The sequence below is a fragment of the Streptococcus suis genome (assembly GCF_016743335.1).
Lineage (GTDB): Bacteria > Bacillota > Bacilli > Lactobacillales > Streptococcaceae > Streptococcus > Streptococcus suis_Y.
Genome location: NZ_WCJE01000013.1, coordinates 1 through 23,939, shown reverse-complemented (window position 1 = coordinate 23,939; position 23,939 = coordinate 1). Strand labels below are relative to the sequence as shown.

Annotated in this window: 29 protein-coding genes and 1 pseudogene; 3 read left to right on the top strand and 27 right to left on the bottom strand. The window is 44.5% G+C overall.

The features are described 5' to 3' along the window. Positions 1-8: 8 nt before the first annotated feature. The 14 genes from glmU to F9856_RS05330 all read right to left on the bottom strand — a co-directional run bounded on the left by glmU (position 9) and on the right by F9856_RS05330 (position 10,945). Positions 9-1,391, bottom strand: coding sequence for a bifunctional UDP-N-acetylglucosamine diphosphorylase/glucosamine-1-phosphate N-acetyltransferase GlmU (glmU, locus tag F9856_RS05395; protein ID WP_202105986.1), 1,383 nt, complete (start codon positions 1,389-1,391; stop codon positions 9-11). 313 nt (positions 1,392-1,704) lie between these two features. Next, positions 1,705-2,019 carry a hypothetical protein gene (locus tag F9856_RS05390; RefSeq protein WP_029943709.1) on the bottom strand — a complete coding sequence of 105 codons (315 nt, stop codon included), beginning with the start codon at positions 2,017-2,019 and terminating at the stop codon, positions 1,705-1,707. Between the two features lie 67 nt (positions 2,020-2,086). After that, positions 2,087-2,560, bottom strand: coding sequence for an ASCH domain-containing protein (locus tag F9856_RS05385; RefSeq protein WP_044760852.1), 474 nt, complete (start codon positions 2,558-2,560; stop codon positions 2,087-2,089). Then, on the bottom strand, positions 2,557-3,108 hold the full coding sequence (locus F9856_RS05380; RefSeq protein ID WP_029176748.1) for a GNAT family N-acetyltransferase: 552 nt from the start codon (positions 3,106-3,108) through the stop codon (positions 2,557-2,559). Before F9856_RS05380 ends, F9856_RS05385 begins: the two co-directional genes overlap by 4 nt. Before the next feature lie 11 nt (positions 3,109-3,119). Further along, a complete protein-coding gene (locus F9856_RS05375; protein WP_099871983.1) occupies positions 3,120-3,818 on the bottom strand; it encodes a 3-oxoacyl-ACP reductase in 699 nt (232 codons plus the stop codon). Continuing rightward, positions 3,811-4,047, bottom strand: coding sequence for a DUF2829 domain-containing protein (locus tag F9856_RS05370; RefSeq protein WP_002936708.1), 237 nt, complete (start codon positions 4,045-4,047; stop codon positions 3,811-3,813). Before F9856_RS05370 ends, F9856_RS05375 begins: the two co-directional genes overlap by 8 nt. An 80-nt stretch (positions 4,048-4,127) precedes the next feature. Then, complete coding sequence (locus F9856_RS05365; RefSeq protein WP_236659557.1) at positions 4,128-4,952, bottom strand: hypothetical protein; 825 nt, start codon at positions 4,950-4,952, stop codon at positions 4,128-4,130. A gap of 1 nt (position 4,953) precedes the next feature. Next, on the bottom strand, positions 4,954-5,748 hold the full coding sequence (locus F9856_RS05360) for a hypothetical protein (protein ID WP_202105985.1): 795 nt from the start codon (positions 5,746-5,748) through the stop codon (positions 4,954-4,956). Position 5,749: 1 nt separating this feature from the next. Then, the gene (locus F9856_RS05355) at positions 5,750-6,067 is read right to left on the bottom strand and encodes a PadR family transcriptional regulator (protein ID WP_024401116.1); all 318 of its coding nucleotides are present in this window, start codon (positions 6,065-6,067) and stop codon (positions 5,750-5,752) included. Beyond that, a complete protein-coding gene (locus F9856_RS05350; RefSeq protein WP_202105984.1) occupies positions 6,064-6,228 on the bottom strand; it encodes a hypothetical protein in 165 nt (54 codons plus the stop codon). Before F9856_RS05350 ends, F9856_RS05355 begins: the two co-directional genes overlap by 4 nt. 192 nt (positions 6,229-6,420) lie before the next feature. Continuing rightward, positions 6,421-8,421: an ABC transporter permease gene (locus F9856_RS05345; RefSeq protein ID WP_202105983.1), complete on the bottom strand. Its 2,001-nt coding sequence runs from the start codon at positions 8,419-8,421 to the stop codon at positions 6,421-6,423. 1 nt (position 8,422) lies between these two features. Then, positions 8,423-9,181: an ABC transporter ATP-binding protein gene (locus F9856_RS05340; protein WP_202105982.1), complete on the bottom strand. Its 759-nt coding sequence runs from the start codon at positions 9,179-9,181 to the stop codon at positions 8,423-8,425. Between the two features lie 95 nt (positions 9,182-9,276). Continuing rightward, the gene (locus tag F9856_RS05335) at positions 9,277-10,269 is read right to left on the bottom strand and encodes a sensor histidine kinase (protein ID WP_202105981.1); all 993 of its coding nucleotides are present in this window, start codon (positions 10,267-10,269) and stop codon (positions 9,277-9,279) included. Further along, positions 10,262-10,945: a response regulator transcription factor gene (locus tag F9856_RS05330; RefSeq protein WP_202105980.1), complete on the bottom strand. Its 684-nt coding sequence runs from the start codon at positions 10,943-10,945 to the stop codon at positions 10,262-10,264. Before F9856_RS05330 ends, F9856_RS05335 begins: the two co-directional genes overlap by 8 nt. Positions 10,946-11,088: 143 nt before the next feature. On the opposite strand from F9856_RS05330, the gene F9856_RS05325 reads away from it, so the two are divergent. After that, on the top strand, positions 11,089-12,258 hold the full coding sequence (locus tag F9856_RS05325; RefSeq protein WP_202105979.1) for a DUF2974 domain-containing protein: 1,170 nt from the start codon (positions 11,089-11,091) through the stop codon (positions 12,256-12,258). Positions 12,259-12,272: 14 nt separating this feature from the next. Here F9856_RS05325 and F9856_RS05320 read toward each other — a convergent pair whose 3' ends face one another. From F9856_RS05320 to F9856_RS05290, 7 genes are all read right to left on the bottom strand, one after another. Beyond that, positions 12,273-13,397, bottom strand: a complete 1,125-nt coding sequence (locus F9856_RS05320) for an aminotransferase (RefSeq protein ID WP_202105978.1) — start codon at positions 13,395-13,397, stop codon at positions 12,273-12,275. A 147-nt stretch (positions 13,398-13,544) separates the two neighbouring features. Next, on the bottom strand, positions 13,545-14,306 hold the full coding sequence (locus F9856_RS05315) for a nuclear transport factor 2 family protein (RefSeq protein ID WP_202105977.1): 762 nt from the start codon (positions 14,304-14,306) through the stop codon (positions 13,545-13,547). Positions 14,307-14,315: 9 nt separating this feature from the next. Continuing rightward, the gene (locus F9856_RS05310) at positions 14,316-15,830 is read right to left on the bottom strand and encodes an ABC transporter permease/substrate-binding protein (protein ID WP_202105976.1); all 1,515 of its coding nucleotides are present in this window, start codon (positions 15,828-15,830) and stop codon (positions 14,316-14,318) included. Then, positions 15,830-16,561 carry an ABC transporter ATP-binding protein gene (locus F9856_RS05305; protein ID WP_202105975.1) on the bottom strand — a complete coding sequence of 244 codons (732 nt, stop codon included), beginning with the start codon at positions 16,559-16,561 and terminating at the stop codon, positions 15,830-15,832. The genes F9856_RS05310 and F9856_RS05305 overlap by 1 nt, the downstream gene beginning before the upstream one ends. Further along, a complete protein-coding gene (locus tag F9856_RS05300) occupies positions 16,554-17,003 on the bottom strand; it encodes a MarR family winged helix-turn-helix transcriptional regulator (RefSeq protein WP_202105974.1) in 450 nt (149 codons plus the stop codon). Before F9856_RS05300 ends, F9856_RS05305 begins: the two co-directional genes overlap by 8 nt. After that, positions 16,978-17,967, bottom strand: a complete 990-nt coding sequence (locus F9856_RS05295) for a zinc-binding dehydrogenase (RefSeq protein WP_202105973.1) — start codon at positions 17,965-17,967, stop codon at positions 16,978-16,980. The genes F9856_RS05300 and F9856_RS05295 overlap by 26 nt, the downstream gene beginning before the upstream one ends. A gap of 72 nt (positions 17,968-18,039) precedes the next feature. After that, entirely contained in the window at positions 18,040-18,696 is a 657-nt protein-coding gene (locus F9856_RS05290; RefSeq protein WP_105129235.1) for a protein-ADP-ribose hydrolase, read from the bottom strand. Positions 18,697-18,703: 7 nt separating this feature from the next. Here F9856_RS05290 and F9856_RS05285 point away from each other — a divergent pair. Beyond that, positions 18,704-18,829 (top strand): annotated as a pseudogene (locus tag F9856_RS05285) (winged helix-turn-helix transcriptional regulator); the annotation flags it as partial. Between the two features lie 27 nt (positions 18,830-18,856). Here the strand turns inward: F9856_RS05285 and F9856_RS05280 are convergent. The 4 genes from F9856_RS05280 to hprK are packed head-to-tail and all read right to left on the bottom strand — an operon-like array spanning position 18,857 to position 21,511. Next, positions 18,857-19,393, bottom strand: a complete 537-nt coding sequence (locus tag F9856_RS05280) for a YtxH domain-containing protein (RefSeq protein ID WP_099832452.1) — start codon at positions 19,391-19,393, stop codon at positions 18,857-18,859. Continuing rightward, positions 19,377-19,787 (bottom strand): DUF948 domain-containing protein, encoded by a 411-nt coding sequence (locus F9856_RS05275; RefSeq protein WP_024376744.1) that lies wholly within the window; start codon positions 19,785-19,787, stop codon positions 19,377-19,379. Before F9856_RS05275 ends, F9856_RS05280 begins: the two co-directional genes overlap by 17 nt. Before the next feature lie 13 nt (positions 19,788-19,800). After that, entirely contained in the window at positions 19,801-20,577 is a 777-nt protein-coding gene (gene lgt, locus F9856_RS05270) for a prolipoprotein diacylglyceryl transferase (protein WP_236659556.1), read from the bottom strand. A gap of 1 nt (position 20,578) precedes the next feature. After that, a complete protein-coding gene (gene hprK / locus F9856_RS05265; RefSeq protein WP_202105971.1) occupies positions 20,579-21,511 on the bottom strand; it encodes an HPr(Ser) kinase/phosphatase in 933 nt (310 codons plus the stop codon). Between the two features lie 217 nt (positions 21,512-21,728). Between hprK and manA the strand changes: the two genes are divergently transcribed. Next, positions 21,729-22,670, top strand: a complete 942-nt coding sequence (gene manA, locus F9856_RS05260; protein WP_202105970.1) for a mannose-6-phosphate isomerase, class I — start codon at positions 21,729-21,731, stop codon at positions 22,668-22,670. Positions 22,671-22,867: 197 nt separating this feature from the next. On the opposite strand, the gene F9856_RS05255 is transcribed toward manA, so the two are convergent. Beyond that, positions 22,868-23,140, bottom strand: a complete 273-nt coding sequence (locus F9856_RS05255) for a PspC domain-containing protein (protein ID WP_002936774.1) — start codon at positions 23,138-23,140, stop codon at positions 22,868-22,870. Further along, the gene (locus tag F9856_RS05250) at positions 23,130-23,891 is read right to left on the bottom strand and encodes a hypothetical protein (protein ID WP_029997718.1); all 762 of its coding nucleotides are present in this window, start codon (positions 23,889-23,891) and stop codon (positions 23,130-23,132) included. Before F9856_RS05250 ends, F9856_RS05255 begins: the two co-directional genes overlap by 11 nt. Between the last annotated feature and the right edge of the window lie 48 nt (positions 23,892-23,939).

Sequence of the window (23,939 nt, the reverse complement as noted above, 5' to 3'; positions counted from 1 at the left end):
ACGATTACCTATTTTTGACTTGGATGGAACGGAAAACGAGTCGCATAACCTTCTTTGTTTTCTTGACGACCACGACCAATACCGATGGCATCCTCTGGAATGTCTTTTGTAATGACAGAACCTGCAGCCAACAAGGCGTTGTCCCCAATAGTTACTGGTGCGATAATGGTTGAGTTAGAGCCAACAAAGGCATTATCTCCAACGGTTGTTTTAAATTTATTTTTACCGTCGTAGTTGACAGTGATGGTACCAGCACCAACGTTAACATTATTGCCAATCGTTGCATTTCCTAGATAGGTCAAATGACCAGACTTCGTTCCTTGACCAAGTGTAGAGGCCTTGATTTCCACAAAATTTCCAACGTGAACATCTTTTTTCAAGAGACTGCCTGGACGAATATGGGCGTATGGTCCCACCGTCACACCTTCTTCAATAACAGATTCTTCAATGTCTGAGTTGCTGATGACGACATCTGCTGCAATTTTCGCATCGCGTACACGAGTACCATTGGTTAAAACAGTACGTTCACCAATCACCGTTTGCCCTTTCAAGACAACATTAGCTTCGATAACAGCTTCTGCACCAATCTCAACATCAATATCAATATAGGTTGCATCCGGGTTGATAAATGTCACACCATTGACCATATGTTTTTCATTGATTCGTTTGCGCATAACAGCTTCTGCAGTCGCAAGAGCGACACGGTCGTTAACACCCAGGCTTTCATCAAAGTCTTTGAGGACATAGGCTCCAACCTTCTCACCTGCCTGACGGAAAATGGAAATAACATCTGTCAGATAGTACTCACCTTGGGCATTGTCCGTATTAATATCTTTAAGCGCTTCAAAAAGACGTTTATTATCAAACAAGTAGGTTCCTGTATTGATTTCTTTCACTTGTTTTTCAAAATCGTTGGCATCTTTTTGCTCAACAATTTTTTGCACTTCCCCATCAGCATTGCGAATAATCCGACCATATCCGAATGGGTTATCAGCCTGAGCTGTCAAGATAGTCGCAACATTCTTGTGGCTGACATGGAAGTTAATAAGGTTCTTCAAGCTTTCTCCTGTAATCAGCGGTGTATCCCCTGCGATAACAAGGGTCTGACCTTCCAAACCTGCAAGAGCTGGTTCAGCCATCATAACGGCGTGGCCAGTCCCCAGCTGTTCAGATTGAAGGGCAAACTCTGACTGACCTTCGAGAACTGCTTGGACCAATTCTGCCTTGTGACCGACAATCGTTACTGTTTTAGCAGGTTCCATAGCATCAACCGCACGTTTCACATGTTCCAACATGGAAATCCCTGCCACTTTGTGTAAGACCTTTGGCAAGTCAGACTTCATGCGAGTTCCCTTACCCGCCGCTAGGATAATTGCATAGTTATTGCTCATAGTTTTCTCTCTTTTCAATGATATACTCCTATTATAGCAAATTTTAGTTTTTTTGGAAAATAGCAGAAGAAGTGAAATAGAACTTGACAAAATGCAAAGCAACCCTCTCACTTCCAAACATCTAATCTGGGCTAACTATAGTTCCTGAATGATGTGAACCGACTACCGCCAACTTCCCAACCTTTTCCTCGCTTTTACCTTTCTAGGTTTAGGCTGAAACAGTTCACTGAATAGCCTAAACCCACTGGACTGTTTTGATGCCAGGTTCAAGAAGGATGCTATAATCTAAGATAGAAAAAGGAGCCTGAGCTCCTTAGATCGTTAAGTGAAGACCTCGCAGGCCGTCCTCTCCTGCTTTTTCCGTCAAGGCTTTTAGTTCTTCCCAGACAGGACCTTCTTGGTCTGTAAAACGTAGATTGGCGCCAGGCAAGCTAGCATTGGAAATGGTCTGAACAAAGCCTGATAAACTGGTTGCCAAAGCCACACCGTCCTTACTGGCCACATCTTCCTTGGTCACAAGCAAGGCTGACTGCAATTTCTCCGTCAGTTCTTTACCGACTGTTTCCTCTTTTCCAGCAAGAATGGGAGAAAGTTGGTTCAACAAATCAATGATACGCTGTTTATCCATAGGATCCTCCTTGTTTTTGTTATTTTATATTATTATATCAAAAAAACAGAGGCGAACAAGGGAAAACTTACATTTTAGGGTAAACTAATTCAAATTCTTCACAGACAACCAGCATATCTTCTGAGAAGGACAGGCCTGCTTCTGCCAGCCAAATAGTGAAGAGTTCTTCATGGACCTGCCGCCAGTGGACCAGACTTTTCGCTTTTATGTCAGACAAGTCACCTCCCTGACGGAACTCGCCCTCCTTATAGGCATGTTCTTCCGTCACTTGGGAAAAGGGCATCACATAGACCTTGGTGGTCTGGATAATGCAAACAGCTTGACCTTGTCCGTCCAGAATGATATCGTAGCCACCAGCTTTGGGGATTTCTTCTCCCTCTACTGCGTAGAGGGCATGGGCAGAGCTGGTCGAGGATTTGATGCCTCTAGCCACCAAATCAGCCAGTCGATCAGCTTCCGCCCCAAAGGCCCAAGCCTCAGGCTCAGGACCTGCTTGGGGATTGATGGTAAGAAATTCTTGCCATAATTCTGTTGGGGTCATAGGTTTTCCTTTCTAGCCTGCCATCCCTCTCTTGTCAGCAGGCTCACGCGTTCGGTACGGATCTCATCAATGAGTGAGAAATAGACATCTTCCAATAGGTATTGGTAAACAAAACCCAGCTTTTCTTGGACACGAAGAGACTTGGTATTGCCTGCAAAAGAACGACACCAGATTTTTTCTAAATCCAACTGGTTAAAGCCGTAGTTCAGTATAGCTTGACAAGCTTCTGGCACCAGACACTGTCCCCAAAATCCCTGTCCAAGCCAGTAGCCTAGCTCTGCTTCTGAGTCAGGCAAATCAAGACCACCTTGTTTACCAAGCATGAGCCCGATACTGCCAATCACCTGTCCTGTTTCTTTGAGAACAAGGGCGTAGGTTTCTGGTTGGCTAAGGACTGTCCTGATAATTTCTCGACTTTCTTCCACGCTCTGATGAACAGGCCAACCCGCTGCAGGACCAACTTCTGGATGACTGGCCTGTGAAAATAAGTCAGCTGCGTCTGTTTCACTCCAAGGGCGGAGCAAGAGACGATTGGTTTCAAGAATCATAATATTCCTTTCTACTTCAAACTCCAGCCACCGTCAATGGTGATAATCTGGCCTTGCATGGAAGCGAGTTTACCAGTAGCCAGCATGAAGGTCAGCTCTGCTATTTCGCTGGGCTGGGTCCAGCGTCCGATAGGGGTCTGGTCTGCCACCCAGTCCGCTAGGCCACCAGTCTCAAAGTCCTTCTGGGTCATTCCTGTCTGAACGGCACCAGGAGCAATGCCGAAGACCTGGACCTTGTCCTTGGCATAGTCCAGTGCCAGCTGCTTGGTAAAACCTGCCAAAGCATGCTTGGAGGCGGTATAGGCTGAGCCTCCTCCACCTGCTAGACTGGAGGCAATGGAGCACATATTGATAATGATGCCTGACTGTCTATCCACCATTTGCTGCAGATAGGGACGGGTCAGTCTAGTCACCGCAAAAAAATTGACCGTAAAGATGCGAGCTAATTCATCCTCCTCAATATCGAGGTGGGGACGGTAATCGTCTAGTATGCCTGCGGTGTTACAGAGGACATCGACTGTCTGGCACCATGAAAAGACGGGCGATAAATCGCCTGTCAGGTCCAGCTGTAGAAAGTGGAAATCGCCTGCCAAATCAGGCTTGCTAGCCAGATCAATCCCGTATACACGCCAGTCATTTTCCAAAAAAATCCCCGCCTGTGCTAGACCAATGCCGCTGGAAACGCCGGTGATGAGGGCTGTCTTAGTCATGGACTTCCACCCAGTCGGTCGCAAGGACATCGCAGGGGGTCGGGCTCCACATGGAGAAGCCCTCGCCCTCGCCGGTCACGTTGATGAGGAAATAGGGCGTCGCCTCCAGCCTTTGCCCGTGAACCTCAATGGTGTCAAAGAGCTGGACGTAGTTCTCCGCTCCGCCCCAGCCTGTGCGAACGTACTTTTTCTTGGCCTTGAGGCCGGGTAAAATTTCTTCAAATGTCATTTGAAACTCCTTTATTCTTCTATCTTTCAATCATTATACCAAAAAATCAGACTACTCTAAAGCATAGTCTGATCCTGTTTCTACCCCATATTCTCCTTTTTCAATAGGAAAAATGTGCCTGCAAGCGTTGAGAAAAAGGCAAGAACCATAAAGAGCAGAGGCAACCAACCTGTCCAGTCCTGCGGTCCGTAGCCAAACTGACTGGCCAGCAGCTGACTAAAGCCGCTGAGCACCGTTAGCACATAGGCTGGAATCAAGGTATCTACAATTGCTGACTTACTACGATAGTAGAAGAGACCAGCTGCGATTCCTAAGATTATCAAGAGACTGGCCCACAAGGGCAGGGGAACTCCTTCATAAAACTGACGACTAATCCAAAAACGCAAGACAATCAGCCCTACAAAGCTAAGCCCCCACGTCCCCATCAGCAGATAGGACTTGATTTTTGACCGTTCATAGACTAGATTCTTTAGTATGAAAAATGCAGAGCTGGGTAGAATGAGCGCCAGAAGCAAATCGCACAGCAAGCCTCGCCATTCAAGAACCATTTCACCAGTCACTCCAAACAAACCTAAGAAAAACCAACTAATATAGACCAAGGAAATCAATCCTGTTAACCGCAGACCATAGTACCAGCGAATAGGCGGCAGGTCAGACAAGAGTTCATCCGCCATCTGCTTACTATCTTTGCCTAAAAAATCCTCTGCCGACTGACCGTCTGCTTGGGCATCCAAGACATCTTGGTAGATAGAAAGCAAGAGTTCCGTCGCTCTTTCCTCCTGCTCATGAAAGGCTGACGCCAGTATCAAGTAAGCATGGAGCTTGCGCATATAAGCCTTGTTTTCCTTGGTCAACTTCCCCTGTAAGCTGCTAATAGTGTTCAAATGTTCCTGTTGCTTGTTCATCTTACTTCTCCTTCCTCACCAACAAAACCGCACTTCCAATCCAAAAGGCCATGGCTGGAAGAATCACCAAAAACAGATTGAACCAAACGGGAACAGCCATGACCATATTTACCACACCGCCAACAATCATGAACAGATAACTAGGCATAAAGACATAGCGAACCAACTTTTCCTTTTGGAAAAATAGCAGAGCTAAACCGAGAACGGTAAGTGGCACTGCAAGCCCCCAGCCAGTCAAGACTAGGTCAGGTTCCTTGGGCATTGCCCAAAGACGAAGTCCGCAAATCAGGAGAAAAAGAAGGGGAATGCAGAGAAAACTTGCCCAAACCTTGATTTTGCTGGTCTGGTAAATCAGACCGCGAATGAGGAGGAAAATTCCTGCTGGCAGGAGGAAACTGAGAGCCGTGTCACACATTAAGCTCAGCCAGTTGAGCGAAATGGTGCCTGTCCCTGCAAAATCCATCAACCATTGGCTACCAAGGTAAATGATGAGCATGAGGCCACTCAGGTTTACGACTTCCATGAAACCAATCGGAGGAAGGTAGCTGAGTAGGTCGTCCGCCATCTGTTTGCTGTCTTTGCCCAGAAAATCCTCCGCCGAAAGCCCGTCTTTTTGAGCTTCCAGAACATCTTGGTAAATGGATAAAAGCTGGGCAGTCACTGCTTCTTCCTGCCTGTGAAAGACAGAGGCAATCATCATATAACCATTGATACGGCCCATGTATTCCTTGTTTTCCTTAGTCAGCTGGCTTTCAATCACTTCAATCTGCTTGCGGTATTCCATTTGTTTGCTCATCTTATTCTCCTTTCAATCGCTGAACCTTTTGGACCAATTCCGTCCACTGGCTCCAAAAATCTTCTAGATAAGCCTTGCCCTGGTCTGTAAGATAAAAATACTTCCTGTCTGGCCCGTCTGGCGAGGGCTTGTTCTGACTAAAAATCAGGCTATTTTTCTCTAACTTCTGAAGGAGAGGATAGACTGTCCCTCCGACCATGTTTTCAAAGCCCAGCTTCCTCAGCTCTTGGACCAACTCATAACCATAGATTTCCTGTCGGGCAATGACCTGCAAAACACAGCCGTCCAGGACCCCCTTGAGCATCTGGGTTTCTTTCATAAGCCCTCCTCATCATCTGTAAAAAATCCAAACAATAGGCCTGATACTAACAGGATACCTAAGATCAAAATAGAATCCAAAGCCCAGCCTGTTATAATGGCCGTCACAAGCGTGATACCTTCTAGTTTCCAACTTTCCCGACTTTTCTTATCCAGTTTCATACTGCCTCCCTATCTAGTTTGTAATACCAACTAGTCTGATAAAAATAAAAGTGATTTTCTTTGTCCTCTATCACTAGTTTGTTTTACCTATTAGCTTTGTATCTATAGTATAACACAAGGTGGCTAGTATATAAAACAAAATAGTGAAGATTTTCAAAAAAAAAAAAAATTAAAACTTGGGTTGCCCCAAGTTTAGGAAATAATCTGTTTGTAAGACCGTGTTGTGATGGCATAGACCACTAGATAGAGGAGGAGATAGCCACCACAGATGCCTGCTGTTACTTGTAGCATCAGCCCAGCATTGACCACGCCGATAGACAACAAGATAGACGAGAGCATCTTGTAGGCAAAGGCAAGATGGACAAAGGCAAGTAAGATAGGTAGGAAAAAGACGGTCAGCAATTGCTTGCGAATGGACTGTCTGGTCTGATCCTCATCCAGACCAACCTTAGTCATAATGACGAAGCGATCTCTGTCTTCATAGCCTTCTGAAATCTGTTTGAAGTAAATCACCAGCACCACCGCCATCAAAAAGATGAGTGAAAGCAAGAGGCCGATGAAGAAAAGTGAACCTGCAAAACTGAAGAAACTACGCATGGCATAAGCTCGGTAGGCGAGACTAATCGAGTTGGTCCCATCTGGAAGAATATTAGAGCTCCACAGTTCGCTTTCAAAAGTACTGGATAAGAAGATCTCCTGGCTATCTACCTGCTCTTCTTCTGGTAGACTGCTTTCAAAGCCCATATAATAGCGATTTTCGGCTTGATTTTCAAATATTGTCAAGTCTTGAACAACAATAACTAAATACTTACTAAAATTAAAAGTCACATGGTCTGGCAGATGACCTAGGGTCACATTTTGGGGCAAGACTTGGGCAACTTCCATCTCCTTTTCATCAAAGGTGAGGGTTTGACCAGCTTGATACTGGACTCCCTTACTATAAATGGCCACTTGGTCAGCTGCCAACTCCAGTTTTTGACTAGTCATTTTTTCATATGTAGCTTTATCCAAAATATAGCCTACACCTACTTGATTAGAAAAATCCATCCATGACTCTTTTTCCGTCAAAAATCTTACTTGCTGGTTTGTCACCTCAGAAAAATAGGCTTGCTGATAAGGATAGACTACCTTACTTTCAACAGGAATATCTGTCTCTTCTAAGATAGCTTCCGCCCACTCCTCCGTTTGATCTTTTGAAGTGGTTGGCTGCATTCCAACATCAATCGAAAAGTCATTTGGATTTTGATTGGCAATATAATCCTTGCCACCGATGTAAATATTGAGCCCTCCAACCATGGTCACCAAGAACATACTAGAGAGGATGGTAATGGTTGCAAGACCTAGAGCATTTTTCCGCATACGGAAAATCAAGTTGGATACTGAAATAAAATTCTCAGGCTTGTAATAATAGGTCTGACGCTGTTTTAGCCAGTTTAATAGACTGATAACACCTGCGTGGAAAAGCAAATAAGTCCCAAAGATAACCAGAAGAGTCGCTCCAAAGAAACTTGGAATAGCTGTCAGCGGACTGGTCACTAGTTGGGCAATAGCATAGCCTGTGCCCAATAAGATAAGAGCTAAGAGGGTCTGTAGCCAGAGGAAGCCTGATTTCTTATCCCCACGCTTCTTACCTTGAACCAGTTTGAGAGAGTCAGTCAAGCCCAGTTTTCCAATATTAAAGAGGCTGACCAAAGCAAAAATCCCAAAGAGATAGATAAGTACAGTGACTAGACTTTTCAACTGGAAGGTTGAAGCTAGGACCACAGGCATCTGCATGGCTTTCAGCAAGAGCGCATAGAAGAGTTTATCTAGAGCCAGTCCCAAGAGCAAGCCAGCTAGAATGGTACCGACTGAAAAGATCAGATTTTCTAGAAAAGTCATCAAGAAGAGATGTTTTTTCTCCAGACCAAGAATGCTATAGACACCAAACTCTTTTGACCGCTGCTTCATGACAAAACTATTGGCATAGAAAACCATGATGGCAACCGCCAACATGACCACAATCATACCGAAGCCCAATACCATGGTTACCCCATCGGCTCCCTTGACCTGACCTAAATCAGGATGAAAGGCAAGCGATGCAAATATATAGGCAATGGCTGTAGACAAAATAGTCATCAGGGCATAGGGAAAATAGAGTCTGCGGTTCTTTTTGAGATTGGTCAGAGCCAATCGAACGGTTAGTCCAAACATACTACTCACCTCGATTCGCCATAAGTGTCAAGGTATCTGAAATCAACTGATACATTTCCTGACTGGTTCTCTCACCTCGGTAGATTTGATTGTAGAGGATGCCATCCTTGATGAAGAGAACCCGTTTGGCACGACTAGCTGCTACTGTCGAGTGGGTTACCATCAGAATGGTTTGCCCTTCTTGGTTGATTTTTTCAAAAATATCGAGAAGAGTTGCCGTTGATTTGGAGTCGAGGGCTCCAGTCGGCTCATCTGCCAAAAGAATTTCAGGTCGTGTGATAATCGCACGCGCCACCGCAACCCGTTGCTGCTGACCACCCGAAATCTCGTAGGGCATCTTGTCTTGCAAGGTCGCAATTCCCAGGCTATTAAGCGTATGAATGAGTCGCTTGTTCATCTCATCAATCGGATAGCGAGACAAAACCAGAGGCAAAAGCACATTATCCTTGACAGAGAGGGTGTCCAAGAGATTAAAATCCTGGAAGACAAAGCCCAATTTCTCCCGACGAAAGGCTGCCGCTTCCTTGCTCTTGATAGACTGGGTATCCACTCCGTTAAGTAAGACCTTGCCCTGCGTTGGCTTATCAAGGGTCGCCAAAATATTGAGCAAGGTGGATTTTCCAGAACCAGACTCACCCATAATGGCGACATATTCACCCTTTTCAACTGTAAAATGAATATCCTTCAAGGCCTCAACCTGTCCCGCCTTAAAGAGAGAACTGTATATCTTTTGAACGTGTTGAACATCTAAAACTGACATAACTTAACTCCTTTTCTTTTTCTACCTTCATTCTACACGGTCCCAAGATAAACTACCATAGTCTTAGCTTTCATTTACGTGACAGTTTTGTAAGATTAATCAAAAATCAACTCCACTTCTTTGATACCGATTCGCACCTCTGTTCCCCGACCCACTTTTGATTTTAGCTTTAGGGAATAGCCCAGCTCCGCAGCAATTTTCCGTGAGAGATAGAGCCCCAGACCCGAAGATTGCTGGGTTCTGCGGCCATTGAAACCTGAGAAACCACGCTCAAAGACCCGTTCCAAGTCGCTTTCAGCAATCCCAATTCCCGTATCACGAATGACCAACTCATCCCCATCCAAAACAATCGAAACGCTTCCCCCCTGACAATACTTGAGGGCATTGGATAAAATTTGCTCAATCAAGAGACCCAGCCAGCGTTTGTCGGTCTTTACTGTCCTATCCAACTGACCCAAGTCCAAGCTAGTATTAGCCTGAATGAAAAAGAGGGAATATTTCTTGACCAGACTTCTGACCAGCTCTTCCAAATTAACAGATTCGATAACCAAATCATCATGAAAGGACTGTAAACGCAGATAGTTCAAGACCAAGCCTGTGTATTGTTCGATTTTAAAGAGTTCTGATTCCAGTTGGTGACGAACTGAACTACTATCTACTTCCTTGACCAAGAGCTGACTGGCTGCAATCGGCGTTTTCATCTGGTGGGCCCAGAGGGTGTAGTAGTCGTCTAATTCTGTCTGTTCCTGACGCTGTTTTTCAATCAAGAGCTTGTTCTGGACTTCTAGTCGCTCCACTTTTTCCTGCAACAAACGCTCACTGGCTGTCCCAGTAGTCACTTTCTGACCACGCCAGATTTTTCCAAAGCGGGAAAATTCCCTGAAAAAATCCCAGAGGAGGGCGAGGAGCCAGCAGATAGTGAGCAGGGTGAGGGCGTAGTAAACCAAGTTTCTTTGGATGTCAAAGAGGCTACTATAAGCCAGAATAGCCACAGCAAAAACGGCGTAGGCTATCAGAAAAATCAAGCGACGACCGAGCCATGAGGTCAAAAATCCTGGTACTAATGAGCCAAAATCATCCTTATTCATGTGTCCACACCAGGCCGTAGCCTACTCCTTTCTTGGTCATAATCAAGTTAGGCAAGCCCAACTCTGCCAACTTTTTACGCAGGCGAGCGATGTTAACCGACAAAGTATTGTCATCCACAAAAATATCACTATTCCAGAGTTCTCTCATCAACTCCTCGCGGCTGACCACTTCTTTGCCATGTTCAAATAAAACGCGTAAAATCTGAAATTCATTTCGGGTCAATTCTTCCACATCCTGTCCATAGGACACCTGCATGGTCTTCAAGTCCAAGAAAACTTCTTCAAACCAGAGTAAACTTTGTTCTCCGACAAAGTCATAGGTTCTTCTGAGAAGCCCCTGTATTTTGGCCAGGAGAACCGTCATTTCAAAGGGCTTGGTCACATAGTCATCCGCCCCCATATTGATTGCCATGACAATGTCCATGGGCTGGTCATGTGAAGACAGAAACATAATAGGCACACGGGATGTCTTGCGAATTTCCTGACACCAGTAATAGCCATTGAAAAACGGCAGACCAATATCCAGCAAAATCAAATGGGGCTGAAACTCTTCCATCTGTTCCAAAACCATCTGAAAATCTTGGACCTCTTGCACCTGGTAACCCCAGTTTATCAAGTTTTTAGCAACTAGTTGGCTAATCGTTTTATCGTCCTCGATAACTAAAATCTTTTGCATCGCTCTCTCCCTTTTTCATATATACTATATATTATAGCCTATAAATCACAAAATGGTCCGATTTTTCTAACAAACAATCTCAAACTAAGATTTGTCAGACCAAGCATATTTCGTTATACTAGATAAAAAAGGAAAGGACTACTATGCCGAATTTATTAACCTATATTGAAGAAACTCAATACGATAATTTTTATGATAAACCTATCAATAAGCTAGATATTCTGGCTCTGACCGAACTTTCCTACCTCCCTTTTGATAATCTGGTCCCCTACTCTTTTACAGAAAATGGTGTACGACTTGATCGGTTGGCAGCGGCCTTTGAAGAGACCTACAAAAATAATTTCCCTCCCTTTTCTATGGTGACCAAAAACCGCCTAGCCTTACTAGGACTTCTAGCCAAATCCAAACGCTTCAAATCTATCAAGGCATTTGGCTTCGTTGACGATTATCAGTTGGAACAGGAAAAGCAGTTTTCAGCAATCAGCTATCGCATTGACCGAAAAACAATTGTGACTTGCTTCAGAGGGACAGATGATACTATTATCGGTTGGAAGGAAGATTTCCACATGACCTATATGGATGAAATTCCTGCCCAACGTGCAGCAAGTAGCTACTTAGAAAAACTTATGATGCAGCAGGGGGGGCATTTTTATCTGGCCGGTCATTCGAAAGGCGGAAATTTAGCCCTCTATGCAGCATGCCAGCAAGCTACAGACCAACAGGATAGAATCCTAGCTATCTATCCCTTTGATTCACCTGGCTTACACAAAAAACACCTGGAAGCACCTAGTTACCAAGCTATTCACCAACGGATTTTCCCTGTCATTCCCCAGAATTCAATCGTCGGTATGATGTTAGAAACACCAGAAAATGCTCAGATTGTTCAGAGCAACACAGTCGGACTGCTCCAACACATCAGCTTTTCGTGGGATATTGAAGGAAATGATTTCAAGTCAGCTCCCACCCTGACCAATGACAGCCTCCAAACGGACCAAACCCTAAAAACTTGGACGGCTAGTCTAACAGACGATGAATTACGAGACTTCTTCGATTTGTTTTTCGGCATCTTCATCAAAGCAGGTATTGAGCGTTTTAGCGACATAACTGTCAATCCGCTCCAAAAATTACAGGAAATGGACCGATTAAGGAAAGAATTCACTCCCCAAGAGGCAGAAATAATGGACAAACTCATTCGACTGCTCTTCGATACACGCTACCAAATTTGGAAGGACAATATTCCAAGCCCTGAAATCTCTCTACCAGATTGGCGGAAACTCTTCCAAAGAAATACAACTGAAAATAAAGAAAACTAGCTCAACCACCTGAGCTAGTTTTCTTTATCAAATCTTCTTAAAAACTGGGATAATTTTTCTAATCCTTTGATTAGAGTTTCTTGTTCACAGGCATAGCCCAGACGGACATAGCCATCACGATCAAACCGATTGCCAGGAACTAGAAGAACACCGTATTCCTGCAGAAGTTGCAAGCAAAATTCTTCCATAGGCATATCCACTGCAATTTTTACAAAGCTGGTAGAAACAACCGCTGGTCGAATATAGGAAACGAGGGGTTCTTCCTCAATCCATTGGTCCAAAATAGCTAAATTTTCTTCTAAAATGCGCCGATTTCTTTTCAAAATCTCTTTGCGAGATGCCAGAGCGAGTTGGGCCACCATGTCATCAAAGACACCTGCACAAATCATAGTGTAATCCCGATAATCTCTCAGAATATCGGTTACTTGATGATTGGCAGCCACCCAACCCACGCGAATACCTGGCAGAGAATAGGTCTTGGATAAGCTATTTACAGCAATTCCTTTATCATAGACTTCTATAATAGATGGCACATCCAGCTCAGAAAAGGAACGATAGACTTCATCCGATAGAATGTAAGCCCCAACTTCATCAGCAATTTCCGCCAATTCTTCCAAATAGGCCCTATCCATGACAGCGCCAGTTGGATTATTGGCATTGTTGATGCAAATAATCTTAGTGTTAGGACGAATGAGCTGACGCAGTTTTTCCAAGTCTGGCAACCAGCCATGCTCTTCCTCAATCTGCCACAAATCCACTTCTGCTCCCAAAGACTTTGGAATATCGTAGAGTTGTTGGTAGGTTGGGTAGAGAGAAATGACATGGTCCCCTGGCTCAATCAAACTATAAAGAACTAACAAGTTTGCCCCTGTTGCCCCGTTGGTCTGGAGAATTTGTTCTGGCTTGACGCCTGTATAGAGTTGACTAACTGATTTTTTAAATGCTGGCGAACCTTCTATCCAGCCATAATTGAGCCTAGTGCTCTGCAATTTTTTATAAAAATCTTCTGGATTAGTACCTGACAAGTCAAATAACTCTTCCAAAGTTAGAGCAGAAATGGACACTCCTGCAATGTCATAGATGGCGCTGGTTTCGTGGACATTTAGCCACTCCTCAACGCCGAAACGCGGTAATTTCATCAGTCTTCCTACTTCAATTTATTCTGTCACTATTGTACCACATTCTCACAATAATTGTATAAATATGCGATATATCATAAATGGAATATTTTTAAAATTGAAAAAGCAGACTTTCTCAAACAAGACTGCCTGCTCTGCTTTTTTCCCTTAAAACTTCCCAAGATTTGTCAAGTCTTTTTTCTCTGGCATGACTTCCTTGTTGTCCCAGTGCTCGACAATCTTTCCGTCTTTGAGGCGGTAGATGTCAAAGTGGGCGTAGTCCTGACCTGCAATCCAGACTTTCGAATAAGCCACCACATAGTTGCCCTGTCCCATCACCTTAAAGACAAAGTCGTAGTTGACTTGACTCTCTACCAGATAGTCCTTATAGGCTGCACCGCCTTGAGCGATTTCTTGGTTGTGCTGAATCAGATCAGCTGCCACATAGTCGTCAAACTTGTCGATTTCCCCATTTTGAAGGACATCGACCAAGAAACGACGGACAATTTTCTTGTTGTCCCCGGTCTTGTCTAGGTCTGTCAACTCAAAGTCTGCGTAAATCGGGTCTGTTTGGCCAATGGTTTTTGGATAGGCATCGATGACATCCCAATGCTCGACGATACGACCATTTTCATCCGAACGGAAGATGTCCGCCGTCACCCACTCAGCCTCACCGTCATTGAGTTTCTGGTGGACATGGACAAAGACAAAATTTCCGTCTTCAATGGCACGGACGATATTGATTTCCCGCTTGGGATTGCGTTTGAAAAAGTCCTCAAAGAAAGCCGCAAAGCCCTCTTTCTCATCAGGTACACCCGTACTATGCTGGGTGTAAGTAGCACCCATGTAGTGCTCATGGACTTCCTTGATTTCCCCGTCGCGAATGCCACGGAGGTAAAGATTTTTAGCGTTTTCCAATTGATTTGACATAATATTCTCCTATTTTAGTAGATTTTCTTTCTCGAGGTATTCCCTCGCCACTTGCTCTGCCGACTTGCCTTCCACATCGACCGCATAGTTCATCTGGGTCATTTCCTCGGTCGAGATGTTGCCTGCCAAGACCCCTAGGACTTGCTCCAACTCGGGATATTTGTCTAAGGTTTCTTTGGTCAATAGCGGAGCGGCCTGATAGGGTGGGAAGAGCTCTTTGTCGTCTTCCAGGATTTTCAGCTTGTAAGAAACAATCTTGCTATCCGTTGAGTAGGCATCAACTAGCTGCACATCTCCATTTTTAATGGCTTCGTAGCGAAGGGCAGGCTCCATGGTTTTGACATTAAGATTGAGCCCGTAAAGATTGGTCAGACCGACATTCCCGTCTTCACGGTCATTAAACTCCAAAGAGAAGCCTGCGACAGCTGTCTGCTGTACTTTTGCCAAATCCGAAATCTTCTCAAGACCGTTTTTCTGAGCATAGTCTTCTGTCACAGCTAAGGCAAAGGTATTTTGAAATTCCGTCGGAGCCAAATAAACCAAGCCATCCTGCTCCAAAATCGCTTCTTTTGCGTAGGTATAAACCTCCTCAGGATTGTTGGACAGGTCAGACGGTGGGTTGGTCAATAGTGTCGTCGTAATGGTACCAGTGTACTCAGGATAGATATCAATCGAGCCAGACTTAAGGGCTTCGTAGAGGAAGCTGGTTTTGCCAAAGTTTGGCTCCAGCTCCACCTCGATATCGGTCTGGTCTTCAATCAGAAGTTTATACATATTGATAAGGATTTCAGGCTCTGCCCCTAGTTTACCAGCGATGACTAGCTTTTTCGATGACGACTGATTGAGCGGAACATAACTAGCTCCCACTGCCAAAAGTGTGACCAAGAGTGCCGCCAGAATGGTGCGAGGCTTCTTGTCCTGCAAGAACTTGATGACCGAGCCAAAGAGGACAGCCAAGACTGCCGACGACACCGCCCCAATCAAAATCAGAGCCGAATCATTGCGGTCGATTCCCAAGAGGATAAAAGAGCCCAAACCGCCCGCACCGACCAAGGCAGCAAGCGTTGCCGTTCCAATAATCATAATGGATGCCGTCCGAATACCAGACATGAGAATGGGCATGGCCAGAGCCAACTGAAACTTACGCAGTTTTTCTAGCTTGGTCATTCCAAAGGCTGTCGCAGCCTCCTCTAGCGAGGGATCGATTTCCGAAAGTCCCGTCAACGTCCCCTGCAAAATGGGGAAAATGGCATAAATAACCAGAGCCACCACTGCAGGCAGCGTTCCGATACCCATAAAAGGAATGAAGAGCCCCAGCAGTGCCAGGGATGGAATGGTTTGAAATACCCCTGTCACTTGCAAACTCCACTCGGTCAGCTTTTTCTTGTTGGACAAGACCAAGCCCAGTGGCACCGCAATGGCAATAGCAATAATCAAGGCCAAAAGGGAAATCCGCAGGTGCTCAAATAGAGCTGTCAGCCAGTCTGACTTGCGTTCCAGAAAGGTTGTTAGCAACTGATTCATTAGGCACCTCCCCGATTTTTCATAAATTCAACAACAAAGTCATTAGCAGGCTGGTTGCGGAGCTCATCAGGCGTGCCCAACTGGACCACTTCTCCTGCCCTCATCAAACAGATACGGTCTGCCAACTTAACCGCCTCGTCCATATCATGCGTGACGAAAACCGTTGTCATCTTGAACTCTTCATGCAAGTCTTTGATTAAGTCCTGCAACTGCCCTTTACTAATAGGGTCTAGGGCTGAGAAAGGCTCATCCATCAGCAAGACCTTGGGATTGGCAATGATCGCTCGCAGAATCCCAATCCGCTGTTTTTCTCCACCAGACAAGTCCTTGGGCAAACGGTTCAAATAGCTGTCCGGCTCCAGACCTACCTTAGTCAAGAGTTGTCTGGATTTTTTCAAGATTTCTTCCTTGTTCAAGCCCCTCATCTCAGGAATAAGGGCGATATTTTCAGCCACGGTCATGTTTGGAAATAAAGCAATCTGTTGCAGGACGTAGCCGGTTTCCAAGCGTAGCTCACGTAGGTCAAAGTCTTTCAGCCGCTTGCCCTGAATCCGAATATCTCCGTCTGTCTGCTCAATCAGACGGTTGATCAACTTCAGCGTCGTTGTTTTTCCGCTCCCGCTTGGTCCAATCAGGACAAAGAATTCTCCCTCTTGAATGTCAAAGCTCAAATTCTTCAAGATTGGCCCGTTGACCTGACAGGTCAAGGACACATTTTGGTACTCAATCATTCGTTTCTCCTCCTATGATTTCTGTCAAGGCCTGTCCATAGCGACCAAAGAGGTCCAGTAACTGCTCCTGTTCTTCCAAGCTGAACTGGGACAAGGCTGCTTTTTCCGCCTCTTCCAAGGGGTCCAAAATCCGACTGGCATAGACACGGCCTTCCTCAGTCAGCTTGACCTTCTTATGCCGTTTATCTGCTGGATTTTCCTCAAAAAAGACATAGCCCTTATCAAGAAATTTCTTAATGGTGGCATTGACCACCTGCTTACTAGAGTAAGTCTTCTTACTGACCAAATTCTGTGTCACACCTCCGGGATAATAATAAAGCCACATAAGGATCGATAGGCACTTGCCGTTTAGCCCCTGTCGCCTTGCATAACCCTCGTAGAGCCCGACCTGCTGGTCAAAGATACGGGCCAAGTTCTTACTCCGCTGTCTCAATTCTGTCATCATCTTCCTCCCTATTGAGCACAATCACCTTGCCAAAAGCCTCCGCCCCCTCTAAATAGCGGTGAGCCTCCTGTATGGTATCCAAACTAAAAATCTTCTCCGACCCAACTGGCACCTGGTAACGAGCTAAGTAGTTAAACATCTCCTGCAACTTGTCCTGATTAACATTGCCCGAATAAAAGGTAGTCAAATAGACATTCTGCTGCAACTGCTCAATGGGGTCAAAGTCCTCCAGATACCATTTGCCACCTAGCTGCCCCGTCGAGCAGACAATGCCGCCCTCCTCCAGATGAGCCAGGGAATCCGCTAGAGTAGCAGGACCAACCAGCTCAAGAATCTTGCTGAAGGTCAAATCCGTCTGCAATCGCCCCTCTTTTTCGAGGATAACTTGGCTGAAACCAGAGGACAACAGTTGATCGGTCTTTTCTAGCTTGCGGACAGAAGCGTAGATAGGCAGGTCTGGAAACTGGCTCCGCACTAATTTGACAAAGGCCTGTCCAACCCCGCTAGCCCCCGCCCGCACCAAGATTCGATCTGACGCTTCCAGCTTGAGATTTTTCATGGAACCGTAGGCAGTGTAGTAGGTTTCAGGGACGCTAGCTAGCTCCGCCCAGCCCAAATCGGTCTGGACAGGATAGAGGATTTGATTAGGCACCAGGGCGTACTCTGCATAGCCACCGTCGAAAGCCCGCCCCAGCTCGCCCATGATCGATACAACCTTTTGCCCAACTGGCAACCTGTCTGGCTCTGTCGTTTCCTCAATGACGCCGACCAATTCAATCCCCAAAATCCGTGGAAATACTACACTTGGTGACAGACCCTGTCTAGTAAAAATCTCCGAATGATTGATACCAAATCCTTTGATTTTTACCAAGGACCAGCCAGTTTTCACCTGCGGTTTGGCAATTTCTTTTACTTCCAAAACCTCTGGCCCACCAGCCTGTGAAACCACAACAGCCTTCATAGGAACTCCCCTCTTATTAGTCAAACTTTTTTACTATTATAACAGAAAAAGAAAATTAGTCAATATTTTTGACTATCTACTTCCTAGCAATTCTTGGTAAATAGCTCTATCCTCATCTTTGAAGACATTGAAAATGACCTGTAATTGCGGGTGGTCGTGAACAAATGCTCTCACAGTTTTGATTGCAATCTCCCCAGCAAGCTTTTGCGGAAAACGAAACTCACCCGTACTAATGCAACAAAAGGCGATACTGGTCAGTCCCTTTTCCACTGCTAATTCCAAGCTTTTTTGATAAGAGGAGGCCAGCAATGCCTCATCTTGAGGACTGACCTCCGCCTGAATAATCGGCCCAACTGTATGAATGACATAGTTAGCGGGAAGATTGTAGGCTGGTGTTATTTTTGCCTGACCTGTTTCTTCCAAGTGCCCCTGAGCCTTCATGAGTTGGTAGCAAGCCAACCGAAGCTGAAGCCCTGCCTGCGAATGAATCGCATTATCAATACAACGATGATGAGGCACAAAACACCCCAAGAGCTGACTATTTGCCGCGTTGACAATCGCATCAACTTCTAGGCTAGTAATGTCTCCCTGCCAGAGATAAATCTGTGGCTCCACTTCCTGCAAGTCGGAAAGGCCTGTCACCCTTTTCTGAGTTAATTTTTCCTGTAAATAGGCATCTTGCAGGCTCCAAAACTCCGCCGGCATGACCTTGGGCTCCCAAATGTTCATCAAGGCTCGCAAGGTCTATCCTGAAGTCCCTCCCCGTGTAGAATACTCTCTGACCGAACTGGGGCACTCTTTGAAACCCATCCTTGATTCTATGTGGGACTGGGGAGAATGGTACAAAGCACAACAAAACTAGCCTAGAAAATTCTAAGCTAGTTTCTTTTTATCCTTCAACTGCTTCTGAGGCAGTTTCACTTGCTACTTCTGAAACGGTTTCTGATACCACTTCAGTTTGAACATCTTCGATATCAATTTCAATATCTTCAGACACAACTACAGCATCCTCAATATCTTCTTCTGTCAAATCTACTGTCGGAGCTTTAGCAGTTTTTGCCTTGATAGCTTCCAAAATGTCAGCCGTTGACAAGTTTTGTTCCGCAATTTTTTCCTTGATTTGCTCAAAGGTTTCCAAGGATTTTTCCTTACCAGACTTGACCAAATCTTCTACTGTCAATTCACCAGTTTCAAGTTGAGTTTTTACTTCGGTAAATCGTTCAGTCGCTTGTTTGCCTAAATCTTGTGCCTTAGTGACAAAATCAGCATTGATTTCTTCATAGTTTTCTTTATAGTCATTAGCAAAGTTTACAACTTTTTCTTTGACTGTTTTACCAGTTTTACTTGCTAGAAAAGCAGCTGCAGCAGCTCCTCCTGCTGCCCCTAACAAAAGGCTAGTCCACACGCTACTAGATTTTTTTACCATTTTTTTCTCCTTTCTTACCTAAGAGAGATGAGAGAGTTGACAGAGCTGAAAGAGCTCCGCCAGCTTTTACAGTACTTGCTCCAGCAGACTTAGCTTTGACTGTCAAATCACGCGCTGAAGCATTCAAATCAGATACAGAAGTTGACAAGTCAGCTACCGCTACAAAGAGGGGATCCAGGGTCGAAACCTTGCCATTTACATCTTCGACTAAAACATTGGTTTTAGCCAAAAGCTCGTTGGTCTGATAGAGAGTCACATTGACATCGCTGGTCAAGACCTTAAGCGTTTGCTGGGCTTCATCTGTCACCGTACCCAATTTTTTCAACAACAAAACAATATATACTGCCACCGCCGCGATGGACAAGGCAATAATCAAGACAGAAATTTCAATAATCATATCTTCTCCTTTAGGGTTGATAGAATGGAGTAGAAGACTTTCTTCTCCGCAAAACAACCATGATAATACCAACGAGGATTAACACCCCAGATAGCCATTGTGAAACACGTATTCCCAAGAACATGAGGCTGTCCGTCCGCAAGCCTTCTATCAAAAGGCGACCACAACCATACCAGACTAGGTAGAAAGCCGTTATTTCTCCCTGTTTAAGGAATTTTGGTCGTCTACGTAACACACAAACCAAGCCAAAGCCTAGCAAATTCCAGAGAGACTCAAACAAGAAGGTTGGTTGACGGTAGGCACCATCAATATACATCTGGTCTCGGATAAAGGCTGGCAGGTAGTTCAAACTTTCTACTACCTTACCATAGGCCTCTTGGTTAAAGAAATTTCCCCAACGACCGATTGCCTGAGCAATCATGACCGATGGCGCTACAATATCCAAAAAATCCAGGGTATTAATAAAGCGATACTGGGTAAAGAAATAAAGGACAATCGCACCTGTAATCAAACCACCATAGATGGCAATACCACCGTTCCAGATAGCGAAGATAGATAAAATGTTATCCTTATATTCACTCCATGAAAAGGCGACGTAGTAAATCCGTGCCCCTATGATAGAAAGCGGAAATGCGATTAGAATAAAATCTAAAATATCATCCTGACGAATTTTCTTTCGCGGCCCCTCTTTTGTCGCCAGATAAACACCTAGAATCAGACCAAGCAAAATGCAGATTGCATACCAACGAATTTCTAAGGGACCTAATTTAACCGCAATAGGATCCATATTAAGCCTCTTCTCTATTGTGTTCAATTAAATTAGACAAGCGTTCTTCGAAGATCTTCGTTGCATCAAAGCCCATCTGTTTGGCACGGTAGTTCATGGCTGCTGCTTCAATTACGACAGAAATATTTCGACCGGTTTTTACAGGAATACGTATTTGTGGAATAGCAATTCCTGCTATTTCGATAGTATCGCCAGAGTTTCCCAAACGGTCAAATGCCTTACCTGTTTCAAAATTTTCAAGATAGACAGCTAATTGCACTTCTGATGAATCTTTCACGGCACTAGCACCGTATAGACTCATGATGTCGATAATGCCGACTCCTCGAATCTCTAATAAGTGGCGCAGAATTTCCGCAGGTTCACCCCAGAGAGTGACATCGTCTTTTGCATAGACATCAACACGGTCATCAGCCACCAATCGGTGTCCTCGTTTAACCAATTCAAGACCAGTCTCACTCTTACCGATACCAGAATCACCCTGGATAAGCACTCCCATACCGTAAATGTCCATCAAGACACCGTGTACACTCGTCCGCTGAGCCAGGCGACTATCCAAGTAAGAAGACAATTCTCCCGATAGACGACTGGTTGCTGTCTTGCTTCGGCAGATAGCAATTTGTTTTTCTTTTGCAGCCTTGTACATCTCCTCAGGGATTTCCAAGCCACGTGCCACTATGACAACAGGGGTTTCTGGCTGGAACATCTGAGAAAGAACCTGATAGCGGTTATGGGCAGTCATGGCCATCAAATAAGACCACTCCTTCATCCCCATCAACTGGATGCGCTCTGGAGCATAGTAATCAAAATAGCCAGTCATTTCCAATCCTGGTCGGGTAATATCTGCCGTCGTAATTTGCTTTTGTAGGAGCTCTTCCGTACTGTAAGCACATTCAATCCGCAGATTATCGACCAAATCTTTCACATAAACGGTCATTTCTTCCCTCACTTTCAGTTTTATTATATTATACCATAAGCAAGGGGTTGTGGGAAAAACAAGGGGCTGATTTGGTAAAAAGAATGTGTTTCTCTCTTTTTCTCACAAAATTAGCAAAACTTCCACAGATTAAATGCACTTCTCTTCCATTGCTACATATTTTTGACAAATCTGTTATACTATATATAGATTAATACTTACTATTAAGGAGAACATCATGGAACCATTATTTCTCACACCTGTTATGCACGAAAAAATTTGGGGGGGCAATCGCTTAAGGACCAACTACCACTACGACATTCCTAGTGATAAGACTGGTGAATGCTGGGCTATTTCTGCCCATCCAAATGGCGTAACTACTGTCTCAAACGGTCAATTTAAAGGAAGAGGACTGGATGACCTCTATAAGAATGAAAAACATTTATTTGGCAATCCAACAGATGATGTCTTTCCATTGTTAACAAAAATCCTTGATGCAGACGATTGGCTTAGCGTCCAAGTCCATCCCGATGATAGCTATGGCTTAGCTCACGAAGGGGAACTGGGCAAGACAGAATGTTGGTACATTTTAGAAGCCGAGGAAGGCGCTGAAATCATTTATGGTCACAATGCCCAATCCAAAGAAGAACTCCGTCAGCAAATCGAAGCCGGAGATTGGGACAAGTTGTTAACCCATGTACCCGTCAAAAAGGGTGATTTCTTCTTTGTACCAAGCGGCACCATGCACGCCATCGGTAAAGGAATCCTTATTTTAGAAACCCAACAATCTAGTGATACAACCTACCGTGTCTATGACTTTGACCGCCGTGACGACGCAGGCAACCTCCGTGAACTACACATTGAGAAATCGATTGATGTACTGACCATCGGACCTGTTGCTAACTCAACACCTGCCCACCTCAAAGCAGGCAATCTTGACTCGACACTTCTGGTTGCCAATCCCTTCTTTACCGTATATAAATGGAATATTGACCAAAAAATCAAAATGAAACAGACAGTACCTTACCTACTGGTCAGTATCATTGAAGGGGAAGGTGCCATCCAAGTCGGCGAAACCAGCTACCCACTTCAAAAAGGAAGCCACTTTATCTTACCAGCCGATGTGACAGACTGGACCTTTACAGGCCAAATGGACATCATCGCAAGTCACACAAACTAATACTCTTCGAAAATCAAAATTATCCGTTGTCAACTTGCCTTGATGAGTGAAAAGCTCCAGTGGAGGTTTTCAGCCTGTTACCTTGAAATAAGATAGTAACAGAGTTCTATCTTCGACTTCGTTTCCTAGGCTACTTTTGATTTTCATTGAGTATAAGCATACAAAAAACTTGAGCCTTTAAACTCAAGTTTTTTGTATTATTCAAACCAAGACTTATTTATCTTTTCCGCTTCTTTTATCTTACGTGGACCTGTTCCATAGCGTTCCGCGTCCCTATCTTCCTTATATGGTAAAAAATAAGCTGCTGCAATATAGAGAGCAATCAGAAGGAGGAAGGATTTGCCTAAGAGGAGACCTGCAATAAATATCGCGCGTGTTACCCAGGATTCCCAGCCCAATTTATGCGCTATGCCGGCAAGAACCCCAGATACTATCTTCCCCTGCCTTACTTTATATAATTCAATTGACATCTTTTATTCCTTTCACGTAAAAGCCCCCTTGACCTGTTTGTACTTTCAAGAAAAGTAAATCATTGCCAGATTTTTCAAACTGATAGGGACTATTTTTCTTTTTCCGGTTAACCAAGACATGACCTGATTGCGACTCAATCTGCCCCCGAATTCCCTGGCCTTTGCCAGTTTGTAAAGTCAAGGGAGCCTGAGCTAGTTGCACATACAAGTGTTGGGGATAACCACCGCAAGTCGTCAAGCGAATATCCTGTTGTTTTTTATCCCTTGAACTGCGGATAGAAATATCTTCAAATGGTAAGTAATCCAAGCGAGCATCTGCCTGACCAAGTTCCAAATCCAGCACTGACATCCATTCCTGAGGCAAGTTGATTGTCAAACGACAGGCCAAGCTACTGTGAAAATAAAGTCCCTTTTTTTCAACATAAAGACGAGGAAGCTTATCTTCTGGTGCATCTTGATTGTAGCAAATCTCCACACTAATCTGATTATTTTTAGACTTAGCCAAAGTTAGACGTCCCTCAGATAATTTTAAAAAGAGTGATTCAATCCCTTCAAAACTATAGGATTGTTTCAATTTGGAGGAAGCAAAGACTTTAAAACTTGGCAAGGTAAAATTCAATTTTACTTTTTCTTCCACAAAAAGAAAGTCTGGTTCTTGGTTCATTTCCTTAAAACAGGCACGCGCCTCTTCCTTGGTCAAGACACCTTTTTCATATAACTCAATTAAGCGTTCTTCTCTCTTTTGCGCCATAGGCTCACCTCAATTCTATTCTAGTATATCACATTTCTCCACAAAAAG

What these genes read in the sequence shown, in the direction of transcription:
- F9856_RS05305 (WP_202105975.1), bottom strand. Translation starts at nt 16,561, where the DNA reads ATGATTGAGTACCAAAATGTGTCCTTGACCTGTCAGGTCAACGGGCCA.
- lgt (WP_236659556.1), bottom strand. Translation starts at nt 20,577, where the DNA reads ATGGATCCTATTGCGGTTAAATTAGGTCCCTTAGAAATTCGTTGGTAT.
- F9856_RS05335 (WP_202105981.1), bottom strand. Translation starts at nt 10,269, where the DNA reads ATGAATAAGGATGATTTTGGCTCATTAGTACCAGGATTTTTGACCTCA.
- F9856_RS05365 (WP_236659557.1), bottom strand. Translation starts at nt 4,952, where the DNA reads ATGAACAAGCAACAGGAACATTTGAACACTATTAGCAGCTTACAGGGG.
- F9856_RS05390 (WP_029943709.1), bottom strand. Translation starts at nt 2,019, where the DNA reads ATGGATAAACAGCGTATCATTGATTTGTTGAACCAACTTTCTCCCATT.
- F9856_RS05355 (WP_024401116.1), bottom strand. Translation starts at nt 6,067, where the DNA reads ATGAAAGAAACCCAGATGCTCAAGGGGGTCCTGGACGGCTGTGTTTTG.
- F9856_RS05370 (WP_002936708.1), bottom strand. Translation starts at nt 4,047, where the DNA reads ATGACATTTGAAGAAATTTTACCCGGCCTCAAGGCCAAGAAAAAGTAC.
- F9856_RS05280 (WP_099832452.1), bottom strand. Translation starts at nt 19,393, where the DNA reads ATGGTAAAAAAATCTAGTAGCGTGTGGACTAGCCTTTTGTTAGGGGCA.
- F9856_RS05345 (WP_202105983.1), bottom strand. Translation starts at nt 8,421, where the DNA reads ATGTTTGGACTAACCGTTCGATTGGCTCTGACCAATCTCAAAAAGAAC.
- F9856_RS05360 (WP_202105985.1), bottom strand. Translation starts at nt 5,748, where the DNA reads ATGAGCAAACAAATGGAATACCGCAAGCAGATTGAAGTGATTGAAAGC.
- F9856_RS05380 (WP_029176748.1), bottom strand. Translation starts at nt 3,108, where the DNA reads ATGATTCTTGAAACCAATCGTCTCTTGCTCCGCCCTTGGAGTGAAACA.
- F9856_RS05350 (WP_202105984.1), bottom strand. Translation starts at nt 6,228, where the DNA reads ATGAAACTGGATAAGAAAAGTCGGGAAAGTTGGAAACTAGAAGGTATC.
- hprK (WP_202105971.1), bottom strand. Translation starts at nt 21,511, where the DNA reads ATGACCGTTTATGTGAAAGATTTGGTCGATAATCTGCGGATTGAATGT.
- F9856_RS05300 (WP_202105974.1), bottom strand. Translation starts at nt 17,003, where the DNA reads ATGACAGAATTGAGACAGCGGAGTAAGAACTTGGCCCGTATCTTTGAC.
- F9856_RS05290 (WP_105129235.1), bottom strand. Translation starts at nt 18,696, where the DNA reads ATGAACATTTGGGAGCCCAAGGTCATGCCGGCGGAGTTTTGGAGCCTG.
- F9856_RS05315 (WP_202105977.1), bottom strand. Translation starts at nt 14,306, where the DNA reads ATGTCAAATCAATTGGAAAACGCTAAAAATCTTTACCTCCGTGGCATT.
- F9856_RS05295 (WP_202105973.1), bottom strand. Translation starts at nt 17,967, where the DNA reads ATGAAGGCTGTTGTGGTTTCACAGGCTGGTGGGCCAGAGGTTTTGGAA.
- manA (WP_202105970.1), top strand. Translation starts at nt 21,729, where the DNA reads ATGGAACCATTATTTCTCACACCTGTTATGCACGAAAAAATTTGGGGG.
- F9856_RS05310 (WP_202105976.1), bottom strand. Translation starts at nt 15,830, where the DNA reads ATGAATCAGTTGCTAACAACCTTTCTGGAACGCAAGTCAGACTGGCTG.
- F9856_RS05250 (WP_029997718.1), bottom strand. Translation starts at nt 23,891, where the DNA reads ATGGCGCAAAAGAGAGAAGAACGCTTAATTGAGTTATATGAAAAAGGT.
- F9856_RS05385 (WP_044760852.1), bottom strand. Translation starts at nt 2,560, where the DNA reads ATGACCCCAACAGAATTATGGCAAGAATTTCTTACCATCAATCCCCAA.
- F9856_RS05330 (WP_202105980.1), bottom strand. Translation starts at nt 10,945, where the DNA reads ATGCAAAAGATTTTAGTTATCGAGGACGATAAAACGATTAGCCAACTA.
- F9856_RS05255 (WP_002936774.1), bottom strand. Translation starts at nt 23,140, where the DNA reads ATGTCAATTGAATTATATAAAGTAAGGCAGGGGAAGATAGTATCTGGG.
- F9856_RS05340 (WP_202105982.1), bottom strand. Translation starts at nt 9,181, where the DNA reads ATGTCAGTTTTAGATGTTCAACACGTTCAAAAGATATACAGTTCTCTC.
- glmU (WP_202105986.1), bottom strand. Translation starts at nt 1,391, where the DNA reads ATGAGCAATAACTATGCAATTATCCTAGCGGCGGGTAAGGGAACTCGC.
- F9856_RS05325 (WP_202105979.1), top strand. Translation starts at nt 11,089, where the DNA reads ATGCCGAATTTATTAACCTATATTGAAGAAACTCAATACGATAATTTT.
- F9856_RS05375 (WP_099871983.1), bottom strand. Translation starts at nt 3,818, where the DNA reads ATGACTAAGACAGCCCTCATCACCGGCGTTTCCAGCGGCATTGGTCTA.
- F9856_RS05320 (WP_202105978.1), bottom strand. Translation starts at nt 13,397, where the DNA reads ATGAAATTACCGCGTTTCGGCGTTGAGGAGTGGCTAAATGTCCACGAA.